General features: G+C 41.4%; 20 protein-coding genes. 12 read left to right on the forward strand and 8 right to left on the reverse strand.

Features of this window, described 5'->3' with window-relative positions:
* Positions 1 to 27: 27 nt before the first annotated feature.
* Positions 28 to 642 (reverse strand): carbonic anhydrase, encoded by a 615-nt coding sequence (locus FTV03_RS09485; RefSeq protein WP_078189941.1) that lies wholly within the window; start codon positions 640 to 642, stop codon positions 28 to 30.
* A 334-nt stretch (positions 643 to 976) separates the two neighbouring features.
* On the opposite strand from FTV03_RS09485, the gene FTV03_RS09490 reads away from it, so the two are divergent.
* Both FTV03_RS09490 and FTV03_RS09495 read left to right on the forward strand, forming a co-directional pair.
* Positions 977 to 2,017 carry an alpha/beta fold hydrolase gene (locus tag FTV03_RS09490; RefSeq protein WP_180041182.1) on the forward strand — a complete coding sequence of 347 codons (1,041 nt, stop codon included), beginning with the start codon at positions 977 to 979 and terminating at the stop codon, positions 2,015 to 2,017.
* Positions 2,018 to 2,063: 46 nt separating this feature from the next.
* Positions 2,064 to 3,071: a hypothetical protein gene (locus FTV03_RS09495; RefSeq protein ID WP_180010102.1), complete on the forward strand. Its 1,008-nt coding sequence runs from the start codon at positions 2,064 to 2,066 to the stop codon at positions 3,069 to 3,071.
* Between the two features lie 37 nt (positions 3,072 to 3,108).
* On the opposite strand, the gene FTV03_RS09500 is transcribed toward FTV03_RS09495, so the two are convergent.
* Complete coding sequence (locus FTV03_RS09500; protein WP_180041184.1) at positions 3,109 to 5,304, reverse strand: TonB-dependent siderophore receptor; 2,196 nt, start codon at positions 5,302 to 5,304, stop codon at positions 3,109 to 3,111.
* Positions 5,305 to 5,536: 232 nt separating this feature from the next.
* Positions 5,537 to 6,175, reverse strand: a complete 639-nt coding sequence (nfuA, locus tag FTV03_RS09505; protein ID WP_180041186.1) for a Fe-S biogenesis protein NfuA — start codon at positions 6,173 to 6,175, stop codon at positions 5,537 to 5,539.
* A 158-nt stretch (positions 6,176 to 6,333) separates the two neighbouring features.
* On the opposite strand from nfuA, the gene FTV03_RS09510 reads away from it, so the two are divergent.
* The 3 genes from FTV03_RS09510 (at position 6,334) to FTV03_RS09520 (ending at position 9,149) form a co-directional block, all read left to right on the forward strand.
* Complete coding sequence (locus tag FTV03_RS09510) at positions 6,334 to 6,951, forward strand: rhomboid family intramembrane serine protease (RefSeq protein WP_180041188.1); 618 nt, start codon at positions 6,334 to 6,336, stop codon at positions 6,949 to 6,951.
* 248 nt (positions 6,952 to 7,199) lie between these two features.
* On the forward strand, positions 7,200 to 7,379 hold the full coding sequence (locus tag FTV03_RS09515) for a hypothetical protein (protein ID WP_180041190.1): 180 nt from the start codon (positions 7,200 to 7,202) through the stop codon (positions 7,377 to 7,379).
* Positions 7,380 to 7,598: 219 nt separating this feature from the next.
* Entirely contained in the window at positions 7,599 to 9,149 is a 1,551-nt protein-coding gene (locus tag FTV03_RS09520; RefSeq protein ID WP_180041192.1) for a hypothetical protein, read from the forward strand.
* 164 nt (positions 9,150 to 9,313) lie between these two features.
* Here FTV03_RS09520 and FTV03_RS09525 read toward each other — a convergent pair whose 3' ends face one another.
* On the reverse strand, positions 9,314 to 10,933 hold the full coding sequence (locus FTV03_RS09525; RefSeq protein WP_180041210.1) for an inorganic phosphate transporter: 1,620 nt from the start codon (positions 10,931 to 10,933) through the stop codon (positions 9,314 to 9,316).
* 479 nt (positions 10,934 to 11,412) lie between these two features.
* On the opposite strand from FTV03_RS09525, the gene metH reads away from it, so the two are divergent.
* The 6 genes from metH (at position 11,413) to FTV03_RS09555 (ending at position 20,906) form a co-directional block, all read left to right on the forward strand.
* A complete protein-coding gene (gene metH, locus FTV03_RS09530) occupies positions 11,413 to 15,102 on the forward strand; it encodes a methionine synthase (protein ID WP_180041194.1) in 3,690 nt (1,229 codons plus the stop codon).
* 169 nt (positions 15,103 to 15,271) lie between these two features.
* On the forward strand, positions 15,272 to 15,538 hold the full coding sequence (locus FTV03_RS18170) for a lysozyme inhibitor LprI family protein (protein ID WP_373687956.1): 267 nt from the start codon (positions 15,272 to 15,274) through the stop codon (positions 15,536 to 15,538).
* 72 nt (positions 15,539 to 15,610) lie between these two features.
* Complete coding sequence (locus FTV03_RS09540) at positions 15,611 to 16,066, forward strand: hypothetical protein (RefSeq protein WP_180007440.1); 456 nt, start codon at positions 15,611 to 15,613, stop codon at positions 16,064 to 16,066.
* Between the two features lie 421 nt (positions 16,067 to 16,487).
* Positions 16,488 to 18,218, forward strand: a complete 1,731-nt coding sequence (gene dhaK, locus FTV03_RS09545) for a dihydroxyacetone kinase subunit DhaK (protein ID WP_180041196.1) — start codon at positions 16,488 to 16,490, stop codon at positions 18,216 to 18,218.
* 222 nt (positions 18,219 to 18,440) lie between these two features.
* The gene (locus FTV03_RS09550; RefSeq protein WP_180041198.1) at positions 18,441 to 19,118 is read left to right on the forward strand and encodes a DUF421 domain-containing protein; all 678 of its coding nucleotides are present in this window, start codon (positions 18,441 to 18,443) and stop codon (positions 19,116 to 19,118) included.
* A gap of 600 nt (positions 19,119 to 19,718) precedes the next feature.
* On the forward strand, positions 19,719 to 20,906 hold the full coding sequence (locus FTV03_RS09555) for an ammonium transporter (protein WP_180041200.1): 1,188 nt from the start codon (positions 19,719 to 19,721) through the stop codon (positions 20,904 to 20,906).
* A 75-nt stretch (positions 20,907 to 20,981) separates the two neighbouring features.
* Here FTV03_RS09555 and FTV03_RS09560 read toward each other — a convergent pair whose 3' ends face one another.
* Positions 20,982 to 21,680: an HAD family hydrolase gene (locus tag FTV03_RS09560; protein ID WP_180041202.1), complete on the reverse strand. Its 699-nt coding sequence runs from the start codon at positions 21,678 to 21,680 to the stop codon at positions 20,982 to 20,984.
* A gap of 172 nt (positions 21,681 to 21,852) precedes the next feature.
* Here FTV03_RS09560 and FTV03_RS09565 point away from each other — a divergent pair, with 172 nt between their 5' ends.
* A complete protein-coding gene (locus FTV03_RS09565; RefSeq protein ID WP_180041204.1) occupies positions 21,853 to 22,560 on the forward strand; it encodes a phosphatase PAP2 family protein in 708 nt (235 codons plus the stop codon).
* Positions 22,561 to 22,606: 46 nt separating this feature from the next.
* Here the strand turns inward: FTV03_RS09565 and FTV03_RS09570 are convergent, their stop codons facing one another.
* Genes FTV03_RS09570 through FTV03_RS09580 form a run of 3 tightly spaced genes read right to left on the reverse strand, consistent with a single transcriptional unit; the run spans position 22,607 to position 26,288 of the window.
* Positions 22,607 to 23,926, reverse strand: coding sequence for an ATP-binding protein (locus tag FTV03_RS09570; protein ID WP_180041206.1), 1,320 nt, complete (start codon positions 23,924 to 23,926; stop codon positions 22,607 to 22,609).
* 19 nt (positions 23,927 to 23,945) lie between these two features.
* Positions 23,946 to 24,614 carry a response regulator transcription factor gene (locus FTV03_RS09575; RefSeq protein WP_078189962.1) on the reverse strand — a complete coding sequence of 223 codons (669 nt, stop codon included), beginning with the start codon at positions 24,612 to 24,614 and terminating at the stop codon, positions 23,946 to 23,948.
* 3 nt (positions 24,615 to 24,617) lie between these two features.
* Positions 24,618 to 26,288 (reverse strand): phosphoethanolamine transferase, encoded by a 1,671-nt coding sequence (locus FTV03_RS09580; protein WP_180041208.1) that lies wholly within the window; start codon positions 26,286 to 26,288, stop codon positions 24,618 to 24,620.
* Positions 26,289 to 26,554 lie beyond the last annotated feature (266 nt).

Genomic DNA, 26,554 nt, shown 5'->3' on the forward strand with positions numbered 1-26,554 from the left:
TAATATCTTGTCTTTACTGTAATTTGCTTAGAAATCGTAGAAGCTTACTTCACCTGTTTCGAGTGAATACTCAGCGCCTACCACTTTTAATTTGCCTTGCGCAATTAAGTTTTCGAGGACTGCTGAACCATGACGAAGTTGATTCACTGATGCAAAAACGTTTGAACGTACTGCATGCATTGAAAGTTTTTCAAGGTCATCTTTCAATTCAGTTTGCATGAGTATTTCTACAGATGGACGAACGCGGTTCACAATCGACATCAAGTTTGCTGATGGTGGTGTCGCAGGATTAGTTAAAGCTTCAATCGTAGAATGAATCGCGCCACAGTGTGTATGACCCAATACAATGACCACAGGACATCCAAAGCTTTCTGCTGCAAATTCCACGCTACCGACTTGAGACGGTGCCACAATATTACCTGCAACACGAATCACGAATAAATCGCCTAAGCCTTGGTCAAAGACCATTTCAGCAGGAACACGTGAGTCTGAACACCCTAAAATAATCGCAAAAGGTTCTTGGCTTTCGGCCATTTCAGCACGTTGTTGATGCGTCAAAAGCTTCGGGTGATTCGTTTCACCGTTTACAAAACGTTGATTCCCTTTCTTTAAACGATCTAAAGCTTCTGCTGCTGCTAGCATGTTCTAATTACCCTTATCCGAAGTTGCAATATTTTAATCCCAGTCGAATCGATTGTCACTTGCAAAAACAATTGCTGTGAATTTTTTCTACGACGATGCATCTTGATAGAAAATGCTACTCCACATTCATCAAAAAAAATTATTTTTTCTGTAATGGTTCACATTATTAAAACGCAAGTTTAACCACGTCAAAAAAGCAATGGATGACAAAGGTCATTTTTAATTTACAATATATTTCATAAATATACGCTTTTACTATTTCAGCCCATTCTGATAATAGTCATATAAATGATCTAAAAAATATATCGATTCGATTTAACTGGGGTAAACGTCAATGAAAGGAAATCATTCACGCGTTTTTGGCTTTTTTAAGCTAGCAACAATTTGCTGTATGACGTTTACTGCCAACCATGCTTTGGCTACAAATCCATCTCCCATCAGCAAAAACTTGGCCGTACCCTCTATCGTGCAAAACTATTTGAGCCAAGAGCGTAAAGCGGCAGGTTTAGTCACACACAGTGTTCAAGTCGGCAATGTGAATTGGAGTTATAGCGAAGGTGGTCAACGCTCTAAACCCACCATCTTGCTGATTCATGGTTTAGGCGGCTCACGTGATAATTGGAACCGTGTTGCGCATTATTTAACACCGAACTATCACGTGATCATCCCCGACCTTCCGGCCAATGGCGATACCCATGTCCCTGTCGATTTTGATGTCTCTGTCCCGAATGTCACGGAACAACTACGCCAGTTTGTCCTTAAAATAGATATTGAAGATAAACTGAATGTTGCAGGTCACTCATTGGGTGGTTCCATTGCCACGGTATATGCCTCTCAATATCCTTTTGATACCCAAAGTTTATTTTTACTCAACAGCGCGGGCATTTATAAACAAGCCAATACCAGTTATACCCGCGACCCGTATAAACTTAAAAATTTAATCGTTTCAAAACCGGGTGATTTAGATGATGTTATGCATAAACTCATGCAAAATCCGCCCAATGTTCCAACACAGCTTAAAGAAGCGCAGGAAAATATCTTAATTGCGCGTGCGCCCTTCACCAGTAAAATGATCGATCAAGTCGTCACGCTCAATCGAATCTACACCCCTGAAACTTTTGCTCGTTTAACCCGAACGGTGGAAGCCCCAACCCTGATCCTTTGGGGCAAACAAGATAAAATCTTTAATGTTGAAGTGGCTAGCGAACTCAAGTCTTTACTGAAACGTGCGGAAACCCCAGTGATATTAAATAACGTCGGTCATATGCCAATCTTAGAAGCCGAACAACAAGTTGCAGACCATTACTTGCCTTTCCTTGCGAAAAGTCAAAAGTTTAAAAACCCTTTGGTAGATAAACTGATTCAGTTAAACTGAGCATTCGCCATTTTTAGATCCCCATCACTGGGACTTCAGGGAAAGTATGCAGAAAAACCCGATGATTGAGCAGTTGATTGACGCTCAACTGAACTTTTTAGATCAGAGCTTTTCACACAATGATACCGTAGCCACTGAATTCACCCATTTTTATCAATGGTTTCGTAAACAATCTTTGCAGCAGATTTGGAGTTTTGATCAAATCAATGCCTTGTTGCAGAAACAAATTTTAAATACCCCTGCAAGTCAATTTCTGATTGAGCAAATTGCTGAACATATCAAATTTGCACTGATTCATCCTGCAAATGACAGCACCACGATTGCCGAAATCATTCCTGTGTTGACCATTGATAAAATTGCACAGTATGTGGCGAGTAAACAGGGACATCGTCAACGTTTAATTCATACCATGGTCAACAATCCTGCATTTTCAGCCATGATCAGTCAGTTGATTCAACATGCGATACAAGATTATTTAGACAACTCAGTTATTGCGAAATCTGTCCCCGGTGTTTCACGATTTATGAAAATGGGGAAATCGGTACTGGAAAATGTCACTGATACCAATTTAGATAATGCAGTCAGCAAATACTTACAAAAGAATATTTTAAAGCTCAGTCAAATGAGTGAAACCGTGTTAAATCAGCACTTTGATGATCATAAGCTGTACCATTTTCAAGCCAATTTGTGGCATAAAATTAAAGCGCTGCCAGTTTCAGTATTAAAGAACTATGTTGAAGTTCAGGACTTGCCGCAAACAGTTGCCATGGGTCATGAAATTTGGGACTTTATGCGACAGTCTGAGTATATGAAACAGCAAGTGCATGATGGCGTATACGCTTGGTACGTGCGCAATGCAGAACGCCCTTTTGATTTATTGCTACGTGATTTAAATATTGATGAAGCACTGATTCAGCATGAACTTCAAAACTTACTCAATCCTATCGTTCAACAAATGATTGAGTCGGGTTATTTGCGTGAGCGTTCACGTCTCTATTTAGAACAATTCTACTACTCAAGTGAAGCACTGAAAATTTTAAATATCCAAGCATAAAAAAAGCCGCGTGAAGCGGCTTTTCTTTTGGAAATACTTAGAATTGGTATTTCAAACTTGCATAGTAAGCTCGACCCGGCTCGTTATATGTTTGGTTGACCGTTTTATCACGCAGTTTTTGCTCATCAAATAGGTTATTCACACCGATACGAGCACTCAAGTCCGCATTAAATTTATAACCAAAGTTAATGCCTGCAATGCCATAACTTTTCACGCTATCCATCGCCAAGCCATTTTTGCTTTCAAGACTAGTTTCTGCATATTGACGTGGTTTTTGACGACCATATTGGGTATAGACAAAGTTACTGTCTAATCGATCCGTGATGTTGTAGTTCAAAATAGAGTTTATGGTGTAATTTGGAATCACTGAAAGTGGATTGCCAGTACGTTTATCTTCAGAGTTGATCATATAGGTGACGTTATTGGTCCACGTGATATCACCCCAGTCCAAAGAAATACTTCCTTCAACACCTTCCACCAAGGCTTCTGGCGTATTCATCCAACGCAGTACATTATATGTTGTTCCATTTACTTCTAGTTCTTCTAGACGTGTATCCCCTGCAACGATCTTATTTTTATAATCATTACGGAACCATGCAAAGCTTGCATTTACGATGTCTTTTTCAAACTGTACACCTAATTCTTTATTCACTGAAGTTTCAGGTTTGAGATCACCATTACCTTGTAATAAACATTGGCTCAGCCCAATTGGACAGCCATTACCGCGAGTGCTTAACAGATAACCTTCCGCATTTTGGTACATATTGGGTGCTTTATACGCCTTAGCTACACCACCTTTTAGTGTCCAATAGTCACCAAGCTTTTGCGTAATATTGAGACTTGGACTCCAGCTATCGCCTGATTTGCTATGATTATCATAGCGTAGTGCCAAAACGACATCGGTGCTTTCGCCCAAGTTCATATTGTTTTCAATATAGGCCGACGCAATCCGTGAATCCATTTGTGAACGGTCACCAGAGGTCAACACATCACCAAAACCGCCTGTGCCAGCTTGTGTATTAACCGTATCGGTAAAGTCATCTTCAACCCATTCAGCGCCTAAAGTTAATACTTGTGGGACATACCATTGGAACGGCAGATTGGCTTCTGCATTAAAGCGAATGGTTTCTAGATATGACGTTTGTTTATTTTCAAGATTATTAATCTGTCCCTCAGTACTACCGCCTGTTCCTTCAGGTAGGCGTTTATTTTTGGTTTTGTCATATTGCGCAATGAGTTTACTATCGCCCCAACCCCACGTACCTTCATGGGTTAATGCAAAACTATCACGATAAATGGTATTGGTTTCTTCACCAATTAAAGCCGATAGAATAGGCGCTTTGTTTGGATCGGCTGGATCAAATACACTGTTTTGACTGTCACCTGCAAAACGGTTGCCTTGGCGGCCAACACTTGCGTCAAACATCAAGACTTGTTGATCGTTCAACTGCCAAGCCAAACGCCCTGCAATATCTTTATTTTCAACGCCTTCTCGACCCGCCATACGCGCGCCATTGTCCATTAAGGCATTAATATCCGCAGCATCTGAATCGGTTTTGTTATAACTACCGTATAACCGATATGAAAGGACATCTTTGAGAATTGGCCCGCTTAAGTTAAAGCTTTCACGGTGACTTGCGCCCTCTTTAGCGTCTTCAGGTTGATTGGTAAAAACTTCCACAGAGCCATGCACGTCGTTGGTCACTTTCTTGGTTTTAATATTGACCACACCACCCATCGCACCTGAACCATAACGCGCTGCTGCTGGACCACGCAGCACTTCAATCGATTCAATAGCATCTGCAGGTACCCAGTTCGAATCGCCACGTGTATCACGCTCACCGCGCCAGCCATAACGTACTGAGTTTCTCGAATTTACAGGCTTACCATCAATTAAGATCAACGTGTTTTCAGGCCCCATTCCACGGATATCAATCTGACGGTTATTACCACGTTGCCCGGTGGCACTGTTACCAGTCAAATTTACACCCGGCATACGGCGCACATATTCTGAAATATCATTAACAACCGGTATTTTTTCTAAATCTTCTGCCGTAATTTTTGAAGCACCTAATGATTGTTTAACTTGTTCTGCTGCAGTAACAACAATGGTTTCCATCTTCGTTACGGATTCATCTGATGCTTCAGTGTGCACATCTTTTGCATGCGTCAAACTTACCAATGCACAGAGTATTGAAAGTGTAAGCGTTGATTTTAATAGTTGTTTGGTCATTGAGTGCTTCCAAATGAACGTATTTATGGAGAAATCTTGAATATTGTGTTGCACATTGTAACTAACACGAACAATATTGCAACTAATTTTAATAATCATTCTCATTTATATTTGTGATATCGCTTATCATCTCACTGTAAAAACCTCAGAAACCATTTAAAAATCTTCGTTTTATTTGATTTAGACAATAAAAAAGCCGCATCATTGCGGCTTTTTTATAACAATACTGAACTTATTTGAAATAAGCACCTTCAGTATTACTGTGATCCGTTTGGTCAACAACGCGCATTAATTCAGGTACATGCTGCTTCAATGTTGTTTCAACACCTTGTTTCAAGGTTAAATCGATTGAAGAACAACCTTGGCAACCACCACCGAATTTAAGCACTGCAGTTAAACCATGCTCTGCATCTTCAACCACTTCTACCAATGCACAGTTACCACCATGACCGGCAAGGCCAGGATTAATTTCTGACTGTAGAACATAAGTGATTTGCTCTTCTACAGAGGCATCTGGACCCACACGTGGCACTTTTGAGTTTGGTGCACGGAAAGTTAACTGACCACCAAAACGGTCTTTGTTATAGTCAATTACCGCATCCAAAAGATATGGAATAGACGGTGTGTCAATAAATGCAGGGAAATCTGGATAGTCTTGTTTATAGTCTGTAGGCACAACTTCTTCTGGTGCACTGTAAGCCATACAACATTCAGCACGTGGCGTACCCGGATTTTCCACAAAAACACGTACACCAATGCCCGGTGTATTTTGTTTATCCAAAAGATCTTTCAAATACTCTTGGGCATTTGGAGTGATCAATAGGTTTGGAATTTCTTCAGCAACTGCTGTGCTGTTGTTCTCAGTCGACATTACAATATTTCCTCAAGCTGAAGTCGCTATTTTAACTTAAGATGCGGGGCATTAGAAAAAAATCAACTAAAATTGTCGGAATTATTCTGAAAGTTCACGCTTTAAGCCGTTTTAATGGCATTATTGAGCATAAATTTTAACAAGTAGAATAGTCATATATGTTGGGTCTACCCTTTAACCACACCGTGACCATTATCCTGATTACGGTGGTGATTTCACTGATTGCATTTTCAAATCAGAAAGTGATGAATCGTTTGTTATTTTGGCCGCCAGCCCTCAGTCGTGGCGAGTATGACCGATTTATTAGCAATGGCTTTATTCATGCAGATGGTGCGCACCTATTATTCAACATGATTACCTTATTTTTCTTTGGTAGCGTGATTGAAAGTTTTTATCGCCAATATTTTTTCGACATGGGCTTTGTGCTGTTTTACTTGGGCGGTTTGATCGCTGCGATTATTCCGAGTTATTTAAAACATAAGCATGATACCCATTGGGCAAGTTTAGGGGCTTCTGGGGCGGTATCTGCGGTACTTTTTGCGTATATTTTGTTTGAACCGTGGAAACTGATTTTTGTATTCTTTATTCCTGTTCCTGCGATTATTTTTGCCGTGCTTTATGTGGCTTATAGTATTTGGTCAGGTAAACGTGGCAACAGCAACATTAACCACAGCGCACACCTTTGGGGCGCAGCGTATGGTGTAATCATGACGATTATTCTTGAACCGAAGCTCATTCCACATTTCTTAAGTCAGTTATTAAACGTTCCTTTCTAAACGTTAAGTCTAAAAAATCAGCTGGATTTAACCTGAAAATGACAGCCTAAACCGTTTCAGTTTAGGCTTTTTTTATTGTGCTTCGTTAAACCGAAATGTCCTTTAATTTTTTTCTTTAGCCAATTTCCCACATCTACAACACCGCACTTTAAATATCGAACTATACAATTTCACAGCAGATTGAAACGCTATCTATCCTTGCCCTGATTTAAACTGAAATGACACAGAATAAAAAAAGGAAAATTCCAATGAAAATAGTCCTGATGTTCTCAAGTTTGCTGTTGACCTGCGTGTTGAGTGCTTGTGCCGTTCACACCCGTGAAGGCAGTATCGTGGTCGACCCAGATCGTAAACACTATCCTTATAATTATCCAAATCGCCATGGCGGCTTTTGCCCGCCCGGACAGGCTAAAAAAGGCCGTTGTTGATTTGCCGTTACTGATTTAATAGCCTCTTCTTTTAAGCCTTCAAACCGAAGGTTTTTCCAATTCCGACAATAAAAATTGACGCTGTATATTCTACGAAAGTTCACAAAAGCACATGACAAATCATATAAATCTGGCACTTTATGCCACCCTATTTTTTAATTTGGCATAGATAATGTATACATCTGTATATTAATGACAAAATTAGCTGAGATATTTTGCATGTCGAATTCAACTGAAGGTCTTCAATTTCCCATTTCGGCTTCAAACCAAAAGCCGAGTACATCTAAAACTGGTCGTGAAATTATCGCTGAAGCCTTAGCTGCAGTTGACCATCACTCTTCTGTACGTGCAAAACAAGAAAAAAACTGGCGTAAAAAATATCCTGAATATTTTAAAGCCTTGGTTGAACATGGGATTCAATCATCTGAAGCCGCGATCAACATTGCTGAGCAAGGTTTAAATAAAGCGCATCACGTCTTTGAGTTTTATCGTGATCAAGGAAAGCATACGCTCAAAGATGCAGTAGCTTTGACTGCACATCCGCTGCATACCGTGAAATTAAAAGGTGAAAGTAACGCTGCACCTGAGTGGTATGTGCCCTATCATGGTCAAAAACTTCAAGGTGAGGCTTTACTGGCTCAGATTCAAAAATGGCAAGATGCTGGCATTATTGAAGCAAGTCATGCCGACGCATTACGTGAAGCCATTGCACACCCAGAATGGTTCGATTTGTCAGATCGGACAATGGTGCTTTTTGGTGCTGCCTCCGAAGCTGGCCCTCTGACGTGGTTAGCAAAATGGAAAGCCAATATTGTGGCAATTGACCTGAATAATGAACGTGTTTGGGATCGAATCTTAAGCACGGTTCAGGCCGGTAATGCCACTTTATATGCACCAAGTCTCGACGCTGTGCATGAAGACACACCCATTCGAGAACTAAAACACAAATTGGGCGCCAATTTACTGACACACATTCCTGAAATTGCACAATGGCTTGCACAAAGTGAACATCAACTAGATCTGGCTGCAATTGCCTATTTAGATGGTGAAAAGCATGTTCGTGTTGCAATGGCCATGGACAGCATCATGGCCTATGTCAGCCAGCAAAAAGCCGACACCAGCTTGATGTTTATGTGTACTCCGACCGATGTCTATGCGGTGCCAGAAGAGATTGTTACGGCAGCGCAAGCCAAATTCCAAAACCGTGCTTCTGCACAAAAGCTTTTGACGCAAAGCATTGCCAAAGTCACAGGTCAGCATTTCTTTAAGCAAAATAATGAGCAAACCACCACAGCAGACAATGGAAAATCCTATGGTATCGCTGACTGTTTGGTGGTGGAACAAGGTCCTAACTACGCACTTGCAAAACGTATTCAACAATGGCGCGCAACTGTCGCACGTCAAAATGGTCAGCGGGTTAGTATCAATATTGCGCCATCCACCACGACCCGCTCAGTAACGAAGAATCCATTATTAAAGGCAGCATTTAATGGTGCGAGTTTATTTGATGTGGAATCCTTCCAACCTGAAACCACCAATGCACTCATGGCAGCTTTATGGATTCACGACTTGAGAAACCCTCAATCGGTTGCTAACCCTGAAACAGCGCTAGACCATCCATTAGAACTCTTGATGCATGGTGCCAACCATGGTGGCTTATGGCGTGTGGCTTATTTGGCGCGTACCGCCTTACCTTTTGCAGCGCTGTATGGTTTCGCTGAAGAAAAACTGCCCGTGAAAAAAGTATTGGGGCTGTTTAAAAAAGCGTAACGGCATTGGTTCAAATAAGTGTTGAACTTTGCAAAGTTTCAACTCGCTAGTTTGATTGTTCTAATTCAGCTCAGTCACCCCATTCAAATCGGTGATGACTGAGATAAAGCCATAAAAAAACGCTGCCGAAGCAGCGTTTTTTTTATACCTAAAATTTGAGTTGCTTAGAACACTTTCAAGAATAACCAGTACAAGCAGCCTGATAGACAGATCGTTGCAGGTAAAGTAAAGACCCAAGCCGATAGAATGGTTTTCACTGTTGCAAAGTTCAGACCCGATTTATTCGCGACCATGGTACCTGCAACCGCAGAGTTAAGTACGTGTGTAGTCGATACTGGCATACCAAAACCATCCGCAGCAGCAATCGTTGACATAGCAACAAGCTCGGCAGACATACCCTGACCATAGGTCATGTGGTTTTTACCAATACGCTCACCTACAGTCACGACAATACGTTTCCAACCCACCATGGTTCCAAGACCCAGTGCCAATGCAACAGCGACTTTCACCCATGTTGGAATGTACTGTAAGAACGAGTCTAGGTGACTACGATATTCTTTCACAGTCTTTTGTTCAGCTTCTGCCATTGCTGGTAGTTGGTCAGCTTTATCTAGACGTTTAAAAGCAGTAGTACTTAAGTACATGTCATTACGAATCGAAGATACTTCTTGTTCAGGAATATCTTTTAAGTCGCCATACTGTGCAACACGCTCACCTAAATGATCGGTCAAACTTGCCAAAGCTGGCACAACTTCTGGGCTGACTTCTTTGGTTTGAATGTATTTGGTGAGTACATCACGTGCTTGTGCATCAGGAATGTCATTATGCTCTGCGTAGATCGCAGTCGCAGTTTGAGCAGATAACTGATGGAAAGATTGAATATGTTGATTATCTAAGTTCTTATTCAATGAATAAGCCAATGGCACACATCCGATCAAAATCAGCATGATCAGACCCATACCTTTTTGACCATCGTTTGAACCGTGCGCAAAACTTACACCTGTACAGGTAAAGATCAAAATTGCACGAATCAGTGGTGGTGGCGGCTTATTGCCTTCTGGTGGTTGAAACAGTTCAAGCTGTTTGCGGAAAATACGCTTGACCAATAAGAAAACGAGAGCCGCAAATGCAAAACCAATCAGTGGCGAGAACAATAACGCCTTACCGACTTTAAGCACCTGCTCCATATCTACACCGCTCGCACCACCGCCTGCATTTAACAGGTAGTTCATGATGCCAACGCCAAGAATAGAACCAATCAAAGTATGCGAACTAGACGCAGGGATGCCTAAGAACCAAGTTCCTAAATTCCACAAAATCGCTGCGATCAACATAGCGAAAACCATGGCAAAACCTGCACCTGAACCGACATTCATAATCAATTCAACAGGTAATAAGGCAATAATGCCGTAAGCGACTGCACCACTGGCAACCATTACGCCTAGGAAGTTACAGAAACCCGCCCACATTACCGCAACCGGTGCTGACAAGGCGTTGGTATAAATCACTGTTGCTACTGCATTTGCAGTGTCATGGAAGCCATTTACAAATTCAAAGCCAAGTGCGATGAATAAGGCTGTGCCCAATAAAATCATTGAATAAAGACTTAAAGGCGGAACATGCGCTAAATCGGCAGTCACCTGAAAACCAATATAAATCAACGTTGAAATAATCAGCGTTAAAAATACCGGCATAAAGAATTTCGGTGTAGGCACATGAACATTCGTGGACTTTTGAGGAGTCGACGTGTGCGCTGAATCTACGGGAGTTTGTTTAGAATTCATGCAGGCAGGAATAGAGGATTTTAAAATCCCCATATTGTTCAATTTAATTATGACAATTATATGACAAAGCGGTGTCATATAAAGCAATTTTTCATGCTTTATTTGTTTTTTTTAGGTGTTTAAAACCGACTCCTACACTCTACTTTCATAAAGTAAATCAGTTATTTAATCTACGTATTTAAACTTTATTTTCTTTGAAACCCAATGTTTCAGCTTTTATTTCATCTGTCATGTTTTTTTGTCATATTGCATAGCCCTGCTGGATGTTTTTTAATCTTGCCTGAGCAATATGACAAATTCATGAAGCTTTCCATACATTTATATGAAATTGGAATATGAAATTATCAAGTTGCAATATTGATCATTAATTCAACAAGCTAATAATTGCGCGCTGTGAAGATGGTTGAATATCAATAAAACTGCAATGAATTCTGTTAATATATTTGCCGATTTTATATTCCATCGGATTGGGGTTATTTATGTCCACGCTTGCCACCCTAAAAGAGCTGCTCGCTCAACGGATTCTGATTATCGACGGTGCAATGGGCACCATGATTCAGCGTCATAAACTCGAAGAAGCTGACTACCGTGGTGAGCGTTTTGCAGATTGGGCATCTGACCTCAAAGGCAATAATGACCTATTGGTGTTGACGCAGCCGCAAATCATTCAAGGCATTCATGAAGCCTACCTCGATGCTGGTGCAGACATCATTGAAACCAACAGCTTTAACGGCACAAAAGTTTCAATGTCTGACTACCACATGGAAGATTTGGTATCAGAGATCAACCGTGAAGCAGCGCGTATTGCCAAAGCCGCTTGTGAAAAATACTCAACGCCTGAAAAACCGCGTTTTGTAGCAGGTGTGCTTGGGCCAACTTCACGTACTTGCTCAATCTCGCCAAATGTAAATGACCCAGCATTTCGTAATATTACTTTTGATGAGCTTAAAGAAAACTATATTCAAGCTGCGCATGCTCTGATTGAAGGCGGTGCCGACATTCTGCTCATCGAAACCGTATTCGATACTTTAAACTGTAAAGCTGCCATTTTTGCAGTGAAAGAAGTCTTCAACCAAATTGGCTACGAATTGCCATTGATGATTTCAGGCACCATTACCGATGCCTCAGGTCGTACATTAACAGGCCAAACCGCAGAGGCGTTCTGGAACTCTGTGCGTCATGGTGATTTATTGTCGATTGGCTTTAACTGTGCCCTAGGTGCAGATGCCATGCGTCCGCACGTCAAAACCATTGCTGACGTTGCTGATACTTTTGTTTCGGCGCATCCGAACGCTGGCTTACCAAATGCCTTCGGCGGTTATGATGAAACCCCTGAAGAAACAGCTGCCTTTATTAAAGAATTTGCAGAAAGTGGCTTGATTAACATCACTGGCGGCTGCTGCGGTACTACGCCAGATCATATCCGTGCTATTGCCAATGCCGTAAAAGACATTGCGCCACGCCAAGTGCCAGAAACCAAACCCGCTTGCCGTCTCAGCGGTTTAGAGCCGTTCAACATTACAAAAGATTCGCTGTTTGTAAACGTCGGTGAACGTACCAACGTGACAGGTTCTAAAAAATTCCTACGTTTAATCCGTGAAGAAAACTTTGCCGAAGCTTTAGAAGTTGCACAGCAGCAAGTTGAAGCCGGTGCTCAGATTATCGATATCAACATGGATGAAGGCATGCTGGATTCAGAAGGCGCAATGGTGCATTTCCTGAATCTTGTAGCCTCTGAGCCTGAAATTTCACGTGTGCCTATCATGATTGACTCATCAAAATGGGAAATCATTGAGGCAGGCTTAAAATGTGTACAAGGTAAAGCGGTTGTTAACTCGATTTCTTTGAAAGAAGGTTATGACGAGTTTGTACACAAAGCACGTTTGTGCCGTCAGTATGGCGCTGCCGTGATTGTGATGGCCTTTGATGAACAAGGTCAGGCAGATACTGCTGCACGTAAAAAAGAAATCTGTAAACGCTCATACGATGTACTGGTAAATGAAGTGGGCTTCCCTGCTGAAGACATCATTTTTGACCCGAACGTGTTTGCAGTCGCTACAGGTATCGAAGAACACAACAACTATGCTGTGGACTTCATTGAAGCGACTGGCTGGATTAAGCAAAACTTGCCACACGCGATGATTTCAGGCGGTGTGTCTAACGTATCGTTCTCATTCCGCGGTAACGAACCCGTTCGTGAAGCGATTCACTCCGTGTTCTTATACCATGCTATTCAGCAAGGCATGACCATGGGTATCGTCAACGCAGGTCAAATGGCGATTTATGATGATATTGACGCTGAACTAAAAGCTGCCGTTGAAGATGTGATTTTGAACCAAAACCAAGGTGAAAGTCAGCACGATGCAACTGAAAAGCTGCTTGAAGTAGCTGAGAAATACCGCGGTCAAGGCGCTGCGCAAAAACAAGTTGAAAACTTGGAATGGCGCGAACTTCCAGTTGAAAAACGTCTTGAACATGCTTTGGTGAAAGGCATCACAACCTTCATTGATGAAGATACGGAAGAAGCGCGTCTAAAATCAGCTCGTCCGCTAGACGTGATTGAAGGCCCGCTGATGGACGGCATGAACGTGGTTGGTGACTTGTTCGGTTCGGGCAAAATGTTCCTGCCGCAAGTGGTAAAATCTGCACGTGTGATGAAGCAAGCTGTGGCTTGGCTGAACCCGTTCATTGAGGCTGAAAAATCTGGCGGTCAGTCTAAGGGTAAAGTCCTGATGGCGACTGTGAAAGGCGACGTACATGACATCGGTAAAAACATCGTAGGCGTGGTACTTGGCTGTAATGGTTATGACATCATCGACCTTGGCGTGATGGTGCCTTGCGAGAAGATTCTGCAAACCGCCATTGATGAGAAAGTTGACATCATCGGCTTGTCTGGCCTAATCACTCCGTCATTGGACGAAATGGTTTTTGTTGCTAAAGAAATGCAACGTAAAGGCTTTAATGTTCCGCTAATGATTGGCGGTGCAACGACTTCTAAAGCGCACACTGCAGTAAAAATTGACCCGCAATATTCAAATGATGCTGTGATTTATGTTGCCGATGCATCGCGCGCGGTAGGTGTAGCGACTACCCTTCTTTCTAAAGAAATGAAACCGAAGTTTGTTGAGGAAACCCGTGCTGAATATGAAAAAGTGCGTGAGCGTATTGCCAACAAACAGCCAAAAGCAGCTAAGCTGACTTATGCTGAATCGGTTGAAAATGGTTTGAAAATCGATTTCGCTGCCAATGCGCCTGTGAAGCCGAACTTTATTGGTACGCAAACGTTGACCAATTATCCATTGGAAACATTAGTTGAGTACTTTGACTGGACACCGTTCTTTATTTCTTGGAGCTTGGCGGGTAAATTCCCTGCGATTCTGACTGATGAAGTGGTGGGTGAAGCAGCAACTGACTTGTATGAACAAGCGCAGACCATGCTGAAAGATATTATTGACAACAAACGTTTTGATGCACGAGCTGTGTTTGGTATTTACCCTGCTGCCCGTTCAGGTGCGGACACGGTTCAAGTGTTTGATGAAACTGCGAAAACAGTGACGCATACTTTTGAGCATATTCGTCAGCAGTCTGACAAAGTGACAGGTAAACCAAACTTGTCATTGGCGGACTTTATTGCGCCTAAAGGTGTCGCAGAAGACTACTTGGGCGGTTTCACTGTATCGATCTTTGGTGCAGAAGAAATGGCCAATGAGTACAAAGCTAAAGGCGATGACTACTCTGCAATTCTTGCACAATCTTTAGGTGACCGTTTTGCGGAAGCGTTTGCGGAACATTTGCATGAGCGCATTCGTAAAGAGTTCTGGGGCAACCAAGCGTCTGAAACCTTAAGCAATGAAGAATTGATTAAAGAGAAGTATGTGGGCATCCGTCCTGCACCGGGCTACCCTGCTTGTCCTGAGCATTCTGAAAAAGCGCCATTGTTTGATTGGTTAGGTTCTACCGATAAAATTGGTACGCAATTGACTTCTAGCTTTGCAATGTGGCCGCCTTCATCTGTCAGCGGTTTCTACTATGCAAACCCTGAAAGCCAATACTTTAACGTGGGTAAAATCGCAGGCGATCAGCTTGAGGATTATGCAAAGCGTAAAGGCTGGACTTTGGATGAAGCGAAGCGTTGGTTAGCGCCGAATTTGGATGATTCAGTTCAATAATTAGTTTGAAAAAATCCCCTCGTGTGAGGGGGTTTTTTATTTATAATCAAAAATCTTAAAAACACATAAACGAATTTTATAAAATGAAAAAATATTCTTACTTTTAGTTTTACCTTTTATTTCATCTTTTGCTTTTGCAGAATGTAAGACAAGTAATGTTTATGATGAAATTGCCTGTTATGAAAAAGAATTAAAATCTAATAAAACCAAGCTCAACCAAACTTATCAAAAGCTTTATAACACTATGGATGAGGAAGGTCAGAAAATTTTAGAAACCTCTCAAAAGAATTGGTTGTTATATAAAAATAGTCATTGTGATGAACTCGTATCTTATCTATCTAGCAGTGTACAAGGTGCAGGATCTAAGTTAATCAATCTATCATGCAATGCCGATCTTATTGACCAGAGAATCAAGCAATTAAATCAGTTAGAATAATAGCCCCCCTACCTTTAGCCTTTAAAAATAAAATGAACTTTTTTTAATTTTGTGAATAGTTGGTGGCTCGAAATGATTATGGAAATAAGCTTTGGTATTGTGTGTTTAATAGGATCCGTTTTTGTATGGAAATACACACATTCACTAATTTGGATTATCATTTTTATGTCATGCTTTGCACACATGGGATCACTTATTATTGATCATTTTCGTACGCAAAAAATTAATGATGCCATGCAATCAAAACATAAAGTCAAAAAATGCGGCACATATACAGGTCATTCAACAATTCTGCGAGGAAGTCATCGCAACTCATGGCAACAAATTATTTTCCATTTCACAATGTTAGATGGTAAAAATCTTAGTTTCCCTGAATCAGATCAAATTTCTATGACTGGAAGCCATTTTGAATATTTGGAAAATCCACCACAATCAGTTTGTTTAACCTATGCAGAAAATTATTCAGATAGATTTGGTTATTATTTTTTGACTGATATCCATTTCAACAAAAACTTAATTAAAAAATAATCTATCCTAGTAAAACAATAGACATGTCTTAAAAAATGAGAATCTCACTAAATCAGATGTATTGGGATTCCTTTATAGGAAATTTCAAAAAACGCTAAAAGACCACTCATCAATCCGTCCTAGCACCTACCCATTCCTCCTCCCCCTTGCTAAGCAATGCGTCTCATCCCAGAGTGAGAGGGAGCTTTCATTGTGAATTAAAAACTTTATGAATTTATTAATGGATATTACCCCTATAATAACCTTTAAGCATTGATTTAAAACAAAATGAAAGTAAGGGTTAGGGAGAGGTAAAGTTTCAAAAGCTCAATCTATACTTTCCAAACCATCCGTTTTTACATTATTTAATCAGCAAAAAACTTCAAATTCCTGAATAATTAAAACTTAGAACTCTCCCCTATAAATACAGATTGGTACATCCATGAAAAAACTCATGAACGGTGCAGAAAACATCGTAATTGAAATGTGCAAAGGCTTTGTTCTTGCCCACCCAGAACTCGCATTTAACGAGTCACACAAAATCATTTCACGTAAAGAAAAACACAATAACGTGGCACTTATCAGTGGTGGTGGTAGCGGTCACGAACCTGCCCATGCAGGTTTTGTCGGTACAGGCATGTTAGACGCTGCCGTATGTGGGGACGTGTTTGCATCTCCATCGCAAATTCAGGTCTATAAAGCCTTACAACACGTCGCAACCGACAAAGGCGTGTTGATGATCATCAAAAACTATTCTGGCGATATGATGAATTTCCAGAATGGCGCAGCCCTTGCAACTGAAGACGGCATTAAAGTTGACTATGTAAAAGTGGCAGATGACATTGCGGTTAAAGACAGCCTATATACAGTCGGTCGTCGTGGTGTTGCAGGCACAGTATTTGTACATAAGATTGCAGGCGCAGCAGCATCAAAAGGCTTAGAACTTGCAGACGTAAAAGCGATTGCTCAAAAAGCTGCGGACAACGTCATTAGCCTTGGTTTTGCTTATAGCTCATGTACTGTTCCAGCCAAAGGCACGCCAACGTTTACTTTGGCTGATGACGAAATGGAATATGGCGTCGGCATTCACGGTGAACCCGGCATCCGTCGTGAAAAAATCTTGCCATCCAAAAAAATGGCACAGCGCATCGTGGATGACCTGTTCCTTGACCGCCCAGACATGAAAGAAGTTGCAGTCTTGGTCAATGGCTTTGGTAGCACACCGCTGCAAGAGTTGTATGTCTTTAACCATGATGTATGCGAACACCTTGCACGTAAAGGTATCAAAATTTACCGCACATTTGTCGGCAACTATATGACCAGTATCGACATGAATGGTGCATCTGTGTCCTTGCTTGCTGTCGATGATGAATTGAAAACTTACCTCGATGCAGCAGCCAACACCCCTGCATTTAAAATGGATGGTTCAGCAGCACAGCCTTTAACTTTTGCAACTAAAAATGCTGCTACCGAAGCTGTGGTGAACACCCAAGTTGAAACACAGCCTGAACATGCGGTGATTAGCAATGAACAATTCACCATCGAAAACATGCGCTATATAGTGGATGTGATGTCTGCCTGCATCATTAGAAATGAAGTGCCATTCTGTGAACTAGACGCGCATGCAGGTGACGGCGACTTCGGTATGAGCGTGGCGAAAGGCTTCAAGCAATTAAAACGTGAATGGCAAAGTCTAATTCAAGCGCAGCAGATGGATGAATTCATGCTGAACTGCTCAATGATCATTATGGAACACTGTGGCGGTGCGTCTGGCCCAATCTGGGGTTCAGCATTCCGTGCGGCAGCGAAATCAATTCAAGGCAAATCAGTTTTAACTGTCGCTGATTTCGCAGAGATGCTGCAAGCAGCAGTCAAAGGCATTCAAACTACAGGTGAACGTTCATTTGGACGTGGCGCAGTGGTGGGCGATAAAACCCTGATTGATGCTTTAGTACCATGTGCAGATTCATGGTCTGCCCATACCGATAAATCATTTAAAGAAAATTTTACATTAGGTGCAAAAGCGGCAGTTCAAGGCGCTGAAAATACCAAAGAGATCGTGGCGCGTATGGGACGTGCGGGAACTGTAGGCGACCGTAGTCTTGGCTATCCAGATGCAGGCGCACATGGTTTAGGCGTGATCTTTACGGATATTGCTGAACATATTAAATAACTGAACGTTTTAAAAAATTGCCAACCCACATCAAAAGCATCGATTCGTCGGTGCTTTTTTATGACTATTTTAAAGCACTTTTTTCATCAAATATCTCATGCATACAATACCGTTAGCATGAAATCCATTTTCAAATAATACTTAAAAATTAACACAATTGAGCTGCTTTACCGCCCAGCGCTTTGCTAAGTTAAAACACATAACGATTAAAAAGGATGAGACATGGATTTAAATCAAATATTCATCCATGACACTAGATGGACTTTTGCTGCCGAAGTGATTTTGCGTAGCGTCACTATGTTCGTTTTAATCATCGTATTCTTACGCCTTACAGGGAAACGTGGCGTTCGTCAGTTGTCTATTTTTGAGGTCGCGATCTTACTCGCTTTAGGCTCAATTGCTGGCGATCCGATGTTTGATGAGGAACTCCCCCTCTTACAAGCGCTCATTGTGATGACGGTGGTGATTGGTTTATACCGAGTAATCACTTGGCTAATGATGAAATACCAACCCTTTGAAGATTTAATTGAGGGTAAGGCCTTATACATTGTTGAAGATGGTGAATTGGTCTTAGAGAAAATCAAACAAGGAAAAATGTCGCATGATGAATTTTTATCTGAAATGCGCCAGCAAAATGTTGAACATTTAGGGCAAGTCCGCGTCGGTCTATTAGAAAGTGATGGCAAATTTAGTATTTTGTTTTATCCACCTGAGCAGGTACGTTATGGACTGCCACTATTTCCGAAACCCTACAAAGCGGTTCGAGATATCAAAATGCATCAGCTGTATGCCTGTACGCACTGTGGCAAAACCATGTACATTCACGGTGCTCAGGATACCTGCCCGCGCTGCGGATGTTGTGACTGGGCTGAAGCGATTAATACACAGCGTTTAGCTTAAGCATTCAACGCTTAAACTTAAAACTCCTGTGCCGCTTCAATTAAACACGTCATCAAATACAGTTAGATCCAACGACCATCACCACAGATTCACCCCTTGAATGTTTTTCGCCATCTAAAAGTGCAGCAGCAGAGATTTCATTGGTTAATATCTGTGCATTAATTCAGTTCAGGCAAGACATACAGATTTCAAGTTTTAATGACCCCAAGATGCTCAGACAGACTACCAAAAATGTATCATTCGTCAATTTTCAGTTTCATTCTCGCACTAACATCTATCATTCAGATAAAAATACAAAATAATGGGCTGCCCTGAATTAACTCAGAAATGGCGCTATTTGTTTTTCATTTTTTAAACAGATTCAAAAAACATAGTTTTTCACTTAATAATCATTCATTTAATTTTCTCATTGCAAAACACAATTGCACCACTTTGGTGCATTATTATTACACTCATGCAAGTCTTTGCTTTATATCGAGTCTTCTACATTTTTTAGTTTTTTTAATCAAAATTTCCCTCTCTCACTCCTCTTTTCGAAATTATTCCGCTCGATATACTGAACTTCTTTTCGTGAACTAGCGCACTAAACTGGAACACCTTATGCAAAATATAGATCTCCTCTTTCTCCTTCTTGGTGCAGTCTTGGTTCTTGCCATGCATGCTGGCTTTGCATTTTTAGAATTAGGTACAGTACGACATAAAAATCAGGTCAATGCGCTGAGTAAAATTTTGACTGACTTTTCTATTTCCGCAATTGCATACTTTTTTGTGGGTTATTACATCTCTTATGGTCAGCACTTTTTCCATATTGGGGACACTTTAGCAGCCGATCATGGCTACAACTTAATGCGTTGTTTCTTCCTGCTGACTTTTGCCGCAGCCATTCCAGCGATTATTTCAGGTGGTATTGCTGAACGTGCAAAAATGCGGACTCAAGCGATTGCCACATTATTATTGGTCGCTTTGGTCTATCCATTCTTTGAAGGCATGGCATGGAATGGTAATTTTGGGCTACAAGCATGGTTAGAACGCACATTTGGCGCAGCCTTTCATGACTTTGCAGGTTCGGTCGTGGTACATGCCATGGGCGGTTGGATCGCTTTAGCTGCAGTACTTTTACTCGGTGCGCGTCATGGTCGTTACAAAAAAGATGGCCGTATCAGTGCGCATCCACCTTCAAGTATTCCTTTTTTGGCACTCGGTTCTTGGATTCTCATTGTCGGTTGGTTTGGCTTCAACGTAATGAGTGCTCAACGCCTTGATGCGATTTCAGGATTAGTCGCGATTAACTCTCTCATGGCGATGGTCGGTGGCACATTGGCGGCAAACTTCATGGGTAAAAATGACCCGGGCTTCCTTCACAACGGCCCATTAGCAGGTTTAGTCGCTATTTGTGCAGGTTCTGACGTGGTTCACCCTGTAGGCGCATTAATCATTGGAGCAATTGCTGGAGTTATTTTTGTAAAATTATTCACTTACACGCAGAACAAACTCAAAGTTGATGATGTACTCGGCGTTTGGCCACTACATGGTGTCTGTGGTGCTTTCGGTGGTATTGCAGTGGGTGTATTTGGACAAAAATGGTTGGGCGGTTTAGGCGATATTTCAATGATCTCCCAATGTATCGGTACGCTGCTGGCGATCGTGATTGCATTGGCAGGTGGTTTCATCGTTTATGGTCTACTCAAAGTCACAATGGGCATTCGCTTAGATCAAGAAGAAGAATTCCGTGGAGCAGACTTAAGTATTCACCGTATTTCGGCAAACTCTGAAGAAAACATGTTCTAAACAGCACAATCTAAAGCGGCATTTATGCCGCTTTTTTTACCCTGAACTTCGCTTAAAGCTTGAGTTTAAATCACCTTATTTTAGAAAATCTAAGACCTGATCCAAATGCTGAATTTTATTGGGAATGCTGTGCTGTTGTTCTGCACTTAAAGCATGAAAGCCTTCAAGCAAAACGGCAGACATCCCTGCTTGGCTCGCACCATAAATATCATTGACAGGATGATCACCAATAAATAAACACTCGGTTTCCGTCACGCCCAACTCACGACAACTATGCTGAAATATTTCAACTTTGGGCTTACTGATCCCGGCACTTTCCGAACTGATGATCTGATCAAAATACGATGCAAAACCCAGTCCATTTAAAATGTTCAGGCGTGTGGCATGTCCACCATTCGACACCACCGCCAATTTATACTGCTGTTGTTTTAGTTGCTGCAGCAAGCTCAATGCTCCTGGCATCGCCACGGCAAACTGACCGAAGTACTGAAACCAAAATTTTGTGAGCTCATCAAAATCGGGTTGATGTATCCAATCCAGCTCCGTTTGTAGAGCATAAGCGACAGATGCCCCAATACTGGGATGAGTAAGGAGTTCTTTTTTCGGATATCCCCCATTATCTATACGGTTAATAATACGTTTAATCTGTACAAGGTCTACCTCCGCCAGCGTCGACTGATAAGACTCGGCTAAGTACTGCGTATACGCCTGAACGCTGTGATCTCGGTGAGTCAAAGTATTATCTAAATCAAAAAGGACTGCACGTATGCTCATAAATCTTTATTACTGAGTTTTCAAAAACTTTAACACAAAGCCTGTTCTGCTTTATGCACCTTCTTCACTATCGATATCGATACAGTTCAAATACCCAGTTAAGTCTGATTTAAGTTTCGTGGTTTCAAATAGCTGCATTCAAACAAAATAATTTCAGCACATCACACGACTTATGCTCTCGAACCGTTCCTTTTTATTACGACAAGCCCTGTTGCTCACGCTCAGTATGATTGGCCTACTTTATTTTTTCCCCGTTGGTGGTTCGCTCGACCAAACTTTTATTCAGCCTTCGGTCGACCTACATGGTGGTTTTCCTCATCGTAATGATTGGGCACTTGCGGTGCTGAACCATCGCTATATCAAGAATATCGTCATAGGCGTGTATGTTCTCTATATCACAGCATGGATATGCAGTTTTAAATATCCGCATCTGAAAGCACGTAAGTTTGAATTCGGTTATTTTATCGTAGTGGCTCTACTCAGCACGGCAATCATTGGGTTGCTCAAATCACAATCTGCGCATGCCTGCCCTTGGAATATGACCGTCGCTACAGCCCATGGCTTTTCTTGGGATTTTTCAGCACGCCAAGGACACTGTTTTCCCGGTGGCCATGCTGCAACTGGTTTTGCCTTAATTACAGGATATTTTGTTTATCGAATACATCGACCTGCCCGTGCGTACTTCTTTTTATCTGCAGGGCTGATTTTAGGCTTTGCTTTTGGCTGGGCGCAAATGATGCGGGGTGCGCATTTTCTGAGTCATAACCTTTGGACCGCATGGATCATTTGGGCATTTAATTGTGTCATGTATGTGTTGTTTTCTCGCCATCTCACTACATCAACTACGCAGCAAAACAGCAAAGCATTTACATGGATCTAATCTTTAAGTATCTAAATTGAGCTTGATCCGAAAATGATTGAGTCACTCATGATTCACTGAATGGGATCTGTAAACTCACTTTCAGACCACCTAGTGTTTCACTTTGAGAAAACTCCAATTCCGCACCGATATGTTTTGCGGCTTTATCCACGATCGCTAGCCCTAAACCACTTCCAGTTTCTTCATGATTATAAATTCGATAAAAGCGTTTACGAATTTGCTCATATAAAGCAGGGTCGATACCAGGCCCGCTATCTTCAACCTGTACAACCGCCTGCCCCGCATGTTCAAAGACGGAGACATTAATCATGCCCTGTGCAGGGGTATATTTGATGGCGTTATCAATCAAATTAAAAATGATTGAATGTACGGTTGGCTCAAGACTATATAAGGCAATGCGCTGTTGTCGCTCCATGCCAAGGTCAATATCTTTTTGCATCGCCAAATGCACCAGTTGCTCCACGCAATTGGTTGCGACTTGCTTCAGATCAAAATGTTGTTTGCGCTCAAGTTCAAAGACCGAGGCGTCTTGTTTTGCCAAACTCAACAATTGACTGACCAAATGCTGAATACGAATTAAACCTTTACTCAAATTTTGTAGAGCGTCATCTTGTGGAAATTTTTGTAGCAAAATCTGCATTTGCAAATTCAGTGCGGTAATTGGGGTCCGTAACTCATGCGCTGCGTCGGCAATAAACTGGCGTTGTTCCTGCTGCGACAACGAAATTCGTTCAAACAACTGGTTCATTTCAATGATAGTCGGTGCAATTTCCTCTGGATACGGCATTTGAGAGATTGGAGAAAGTTCAAAGGCATCCCGTTTTGCCAGTTCTTTTTTAAATTTTTCCAGTGGGTTTAAACTGCGTTGAATCAACCATCCCAAAGCGAATAATGCAAAAGGTATAAAAACCAAATAGGGAATAAACATGCTGCTGGCCAATTCTGCTGCAAGATGCTGCCGAACCGACTCTTGCTGACTGACCTGAATTTGCCGATCTGCGAGTGGCAAAATATAGGTATGCCACTCATCCTGTTGGGTACTGTGGGTATAAAAACCGGCTTTGGGCTGAGGCGCGACCAATAATTTTAATTGATGAGTTTGATGTGCATTGGACTGATAGGTCCACACATCAACAAATAAATCTTCTTCATGATAATGCTTATGTTGATCAAATTCGCTGCGAATAGGCTGCGGATCATGCTCTGCAACACGTTCCGCCAAATTTTGCATTTGCGCATCTAAAATTTCATTAATTTCTTCAAGTGCAATTCGATAAGCTGAAAACACCAAAAGACAGCCCAAAAGCATACTGAAAACAGACACATAAATAATTAGTCTCTTTTTCAGAGAATAAGGCTGCTGCATGGTCGATAATTCCTTTGCCTTAACCGAGTCGATAACCTAAACCACGAATGGTGCGAATAAAATCTTTGTCTAATTTTGTTCTGAGATGATGCACATACACTTCAATGGTATTACTGCTGATATCACTATCAAAATCATAAAGCTTATCTTCTAAATTGGCTTTTGAAAAAATCTTATTCGGATGCGTCACTAATGGAATCAATATGGCCCATTCACGGTTAGATAAATCGACATATTGCCCCTTATAGCGTGCAAGATGCTGCTCAATATCTAAAATCAATTCACCATGTTTTAAAATTTTCTGTGGTGCTTCGACTGAACTCAGCCCTGTGCGTCGAAGAAGCGCATGAATCCGTGCAAGTAATTCATCAAACTCATAAGGCTTAATAAGATAGTCATCTGCCCCATGGTTTAAACCATCTACACGATTTTGTAATTGATCACGTGCCGAGATGATTAATACCGGCAATTTGGGCTGCATTTGACGAATTTGTTTCAGGACTTGCATACCATCCATCATCGGCAAACCCAGATCTAGCAAGACGATATCAATTCCCCCTTGCATTATGAGCTTTAAGCCATCGATACCATTATTCACCCACTCGACTTCAAACTGTTGATAGTTCAACAAAGTTTTAGTCGATTCGGCAATCATGAAATCATCTTCAATAATAAGTATTTTGTGCATGGCTTAAGTCCTGCGCTGTACTGAAGTACATTGTTGCAACATATTGTTTTTTTCATCAATCACCTGAGTCTGCACATCGAGCAAACTCAATAGCGATGGAAATAGATTATCCTGACTTAATTTTTGGCTTTTTTGTGCCATTAAACAAGTATATTGCGCTGAATTATTTTTTTGCCACGCCGGTGAAAACCACATCAACATCGGTACATGGGTTTGCTGTGACGGTGCAATTGCGTATGGAGAACCATGTAAATATAAGCCATGCTCACCGGTCGACTCACCATGATCAGACAAATACCACAGTCCTGTTTGATAATTGTCAGTCACTTTTAAGGTGTTAATCAATTCACTCAGCACATGGTCGGTATAGATAATACTGTTGTCATAACTATTTATTAATTCTATAGAGCTACATCCCTGTATGGCATTGCTATTACAGGTTGGCTTAAATTTTTGAAACGCTGCGGTACTTCGTTTGAAATAAGCAGGGCCATGACTGCCCATTTGGTGTAATACAATCAAACGGGGAGTTGGATCTGCTTTGGGGATCGAAGCCAAATATGCCTTCAAACCATCCACTAAGATTTCATCATGACATTCGCCATCGGCATCACACCACTTTTTCTTCAGCGCTTCAGGAAATTCATATTTTTCAACACGTGTGCATGTGCCCTTACAGCCTGAATTATTATCTAGCCACGTCACCTTATAGCCTGCACGCTGTGCAATATCGAGTAAACCTTCGCGATGACTTGCAAGCTGTTCATCATATTCGGTTCTCGGCATACCTGAGAACATACAAGGAACAGACACAGCGGTTGCGGTGCCACATGAGCTGACTTGGCTAAAATTGATAATATTTTGCTGACTGAGTTCAGGATTGGTATTTTTAGCATAGCCATTGAGTGAAAAACTTTCCGCGCGCGCAGTTTCACCAACCACTAAGACCATCAATTTTGGTAAGCTTTTGGCGCTTACGTTTTCAACCATATGTGCATCTTCACCATAGTTCAGCAATGGCAAATTCTGTTTCGGTGCTTTTTTGTGATAATAGGAAAATGTCGAAGCGATACTGTTTTGTGGTGAGAGCATGCCTTTTAAGTCACGATGCTCACGAAAGATCGCAGCATAATCGACAAAATAAACAAACAGCAAAGCACCCAAAAGGATGAGCGATAGCACTATATGTAGACCCTTTTTGGCTACGACCGTGCTTAGGGCTTCTTTATGCAGTGGCAAAAGCCAGATCAATAGCACTGGCAAAATAACCAGTCCAAAGACCCAGATAAAAAATTGTGGCGAGATTAAATCCTGCACTTCCTTTACATCTGTTTGCATCATGTTCTGCACTTGGTCAGATGTAATGGTCACGCCTAAACTATTGACGAAATAGGCACTCAAGCCACCAATGATCAGCAAAACACTCGCCAAAAGTTTTGAATTCCATCGCCATTGCAGGAGTTGCATCAGCACATTATAAAGTGCCACTACCACCAGTACGGTTGCCGCTAAAAATAGTCCGGCCTTCAGCCCCGTATAAGGTGTGAGCTGCTGGATTTGCTGATAAAACGCGAGGTTCAAAACCACCCCAAGCCATAAGGCAAGCACGAGGTTAAATTGACTTAAACTAAGTCTTGGAATTTTTTGCTGTATTTTAGCTATGACCTGAAGCATATTGGCATCAATTATTGATCTTTGATGCCCTAATCTAAAAATTCAAACTTAAAAATCACTTAAAACTGATCAAAACCAAGCAAGAAAAATCAAAAAAGGCGATGTAAAACATCGCCTTTTGAACAACTTAAATCAAAGTTAGGACTTACGCATTGACGGATTCAAAAAAGTATTAAAATACTTTATAAAGTATCTGTGATCAGACGAATTAAAAATGCTTCTACAGCAACTTGTACTCTACCCATTTATATGGGCTTTCTCATGAC

The organism is Acinetobacter sp. YH12218 (assembly GCF_013417925.1).
Lineage (GTDB): Bacteria > Pseudomonadota > Gammaproteobacteria > Pseudomonadales > Moraxellaceae > Acinetobacter > Acinetobacter amyesii.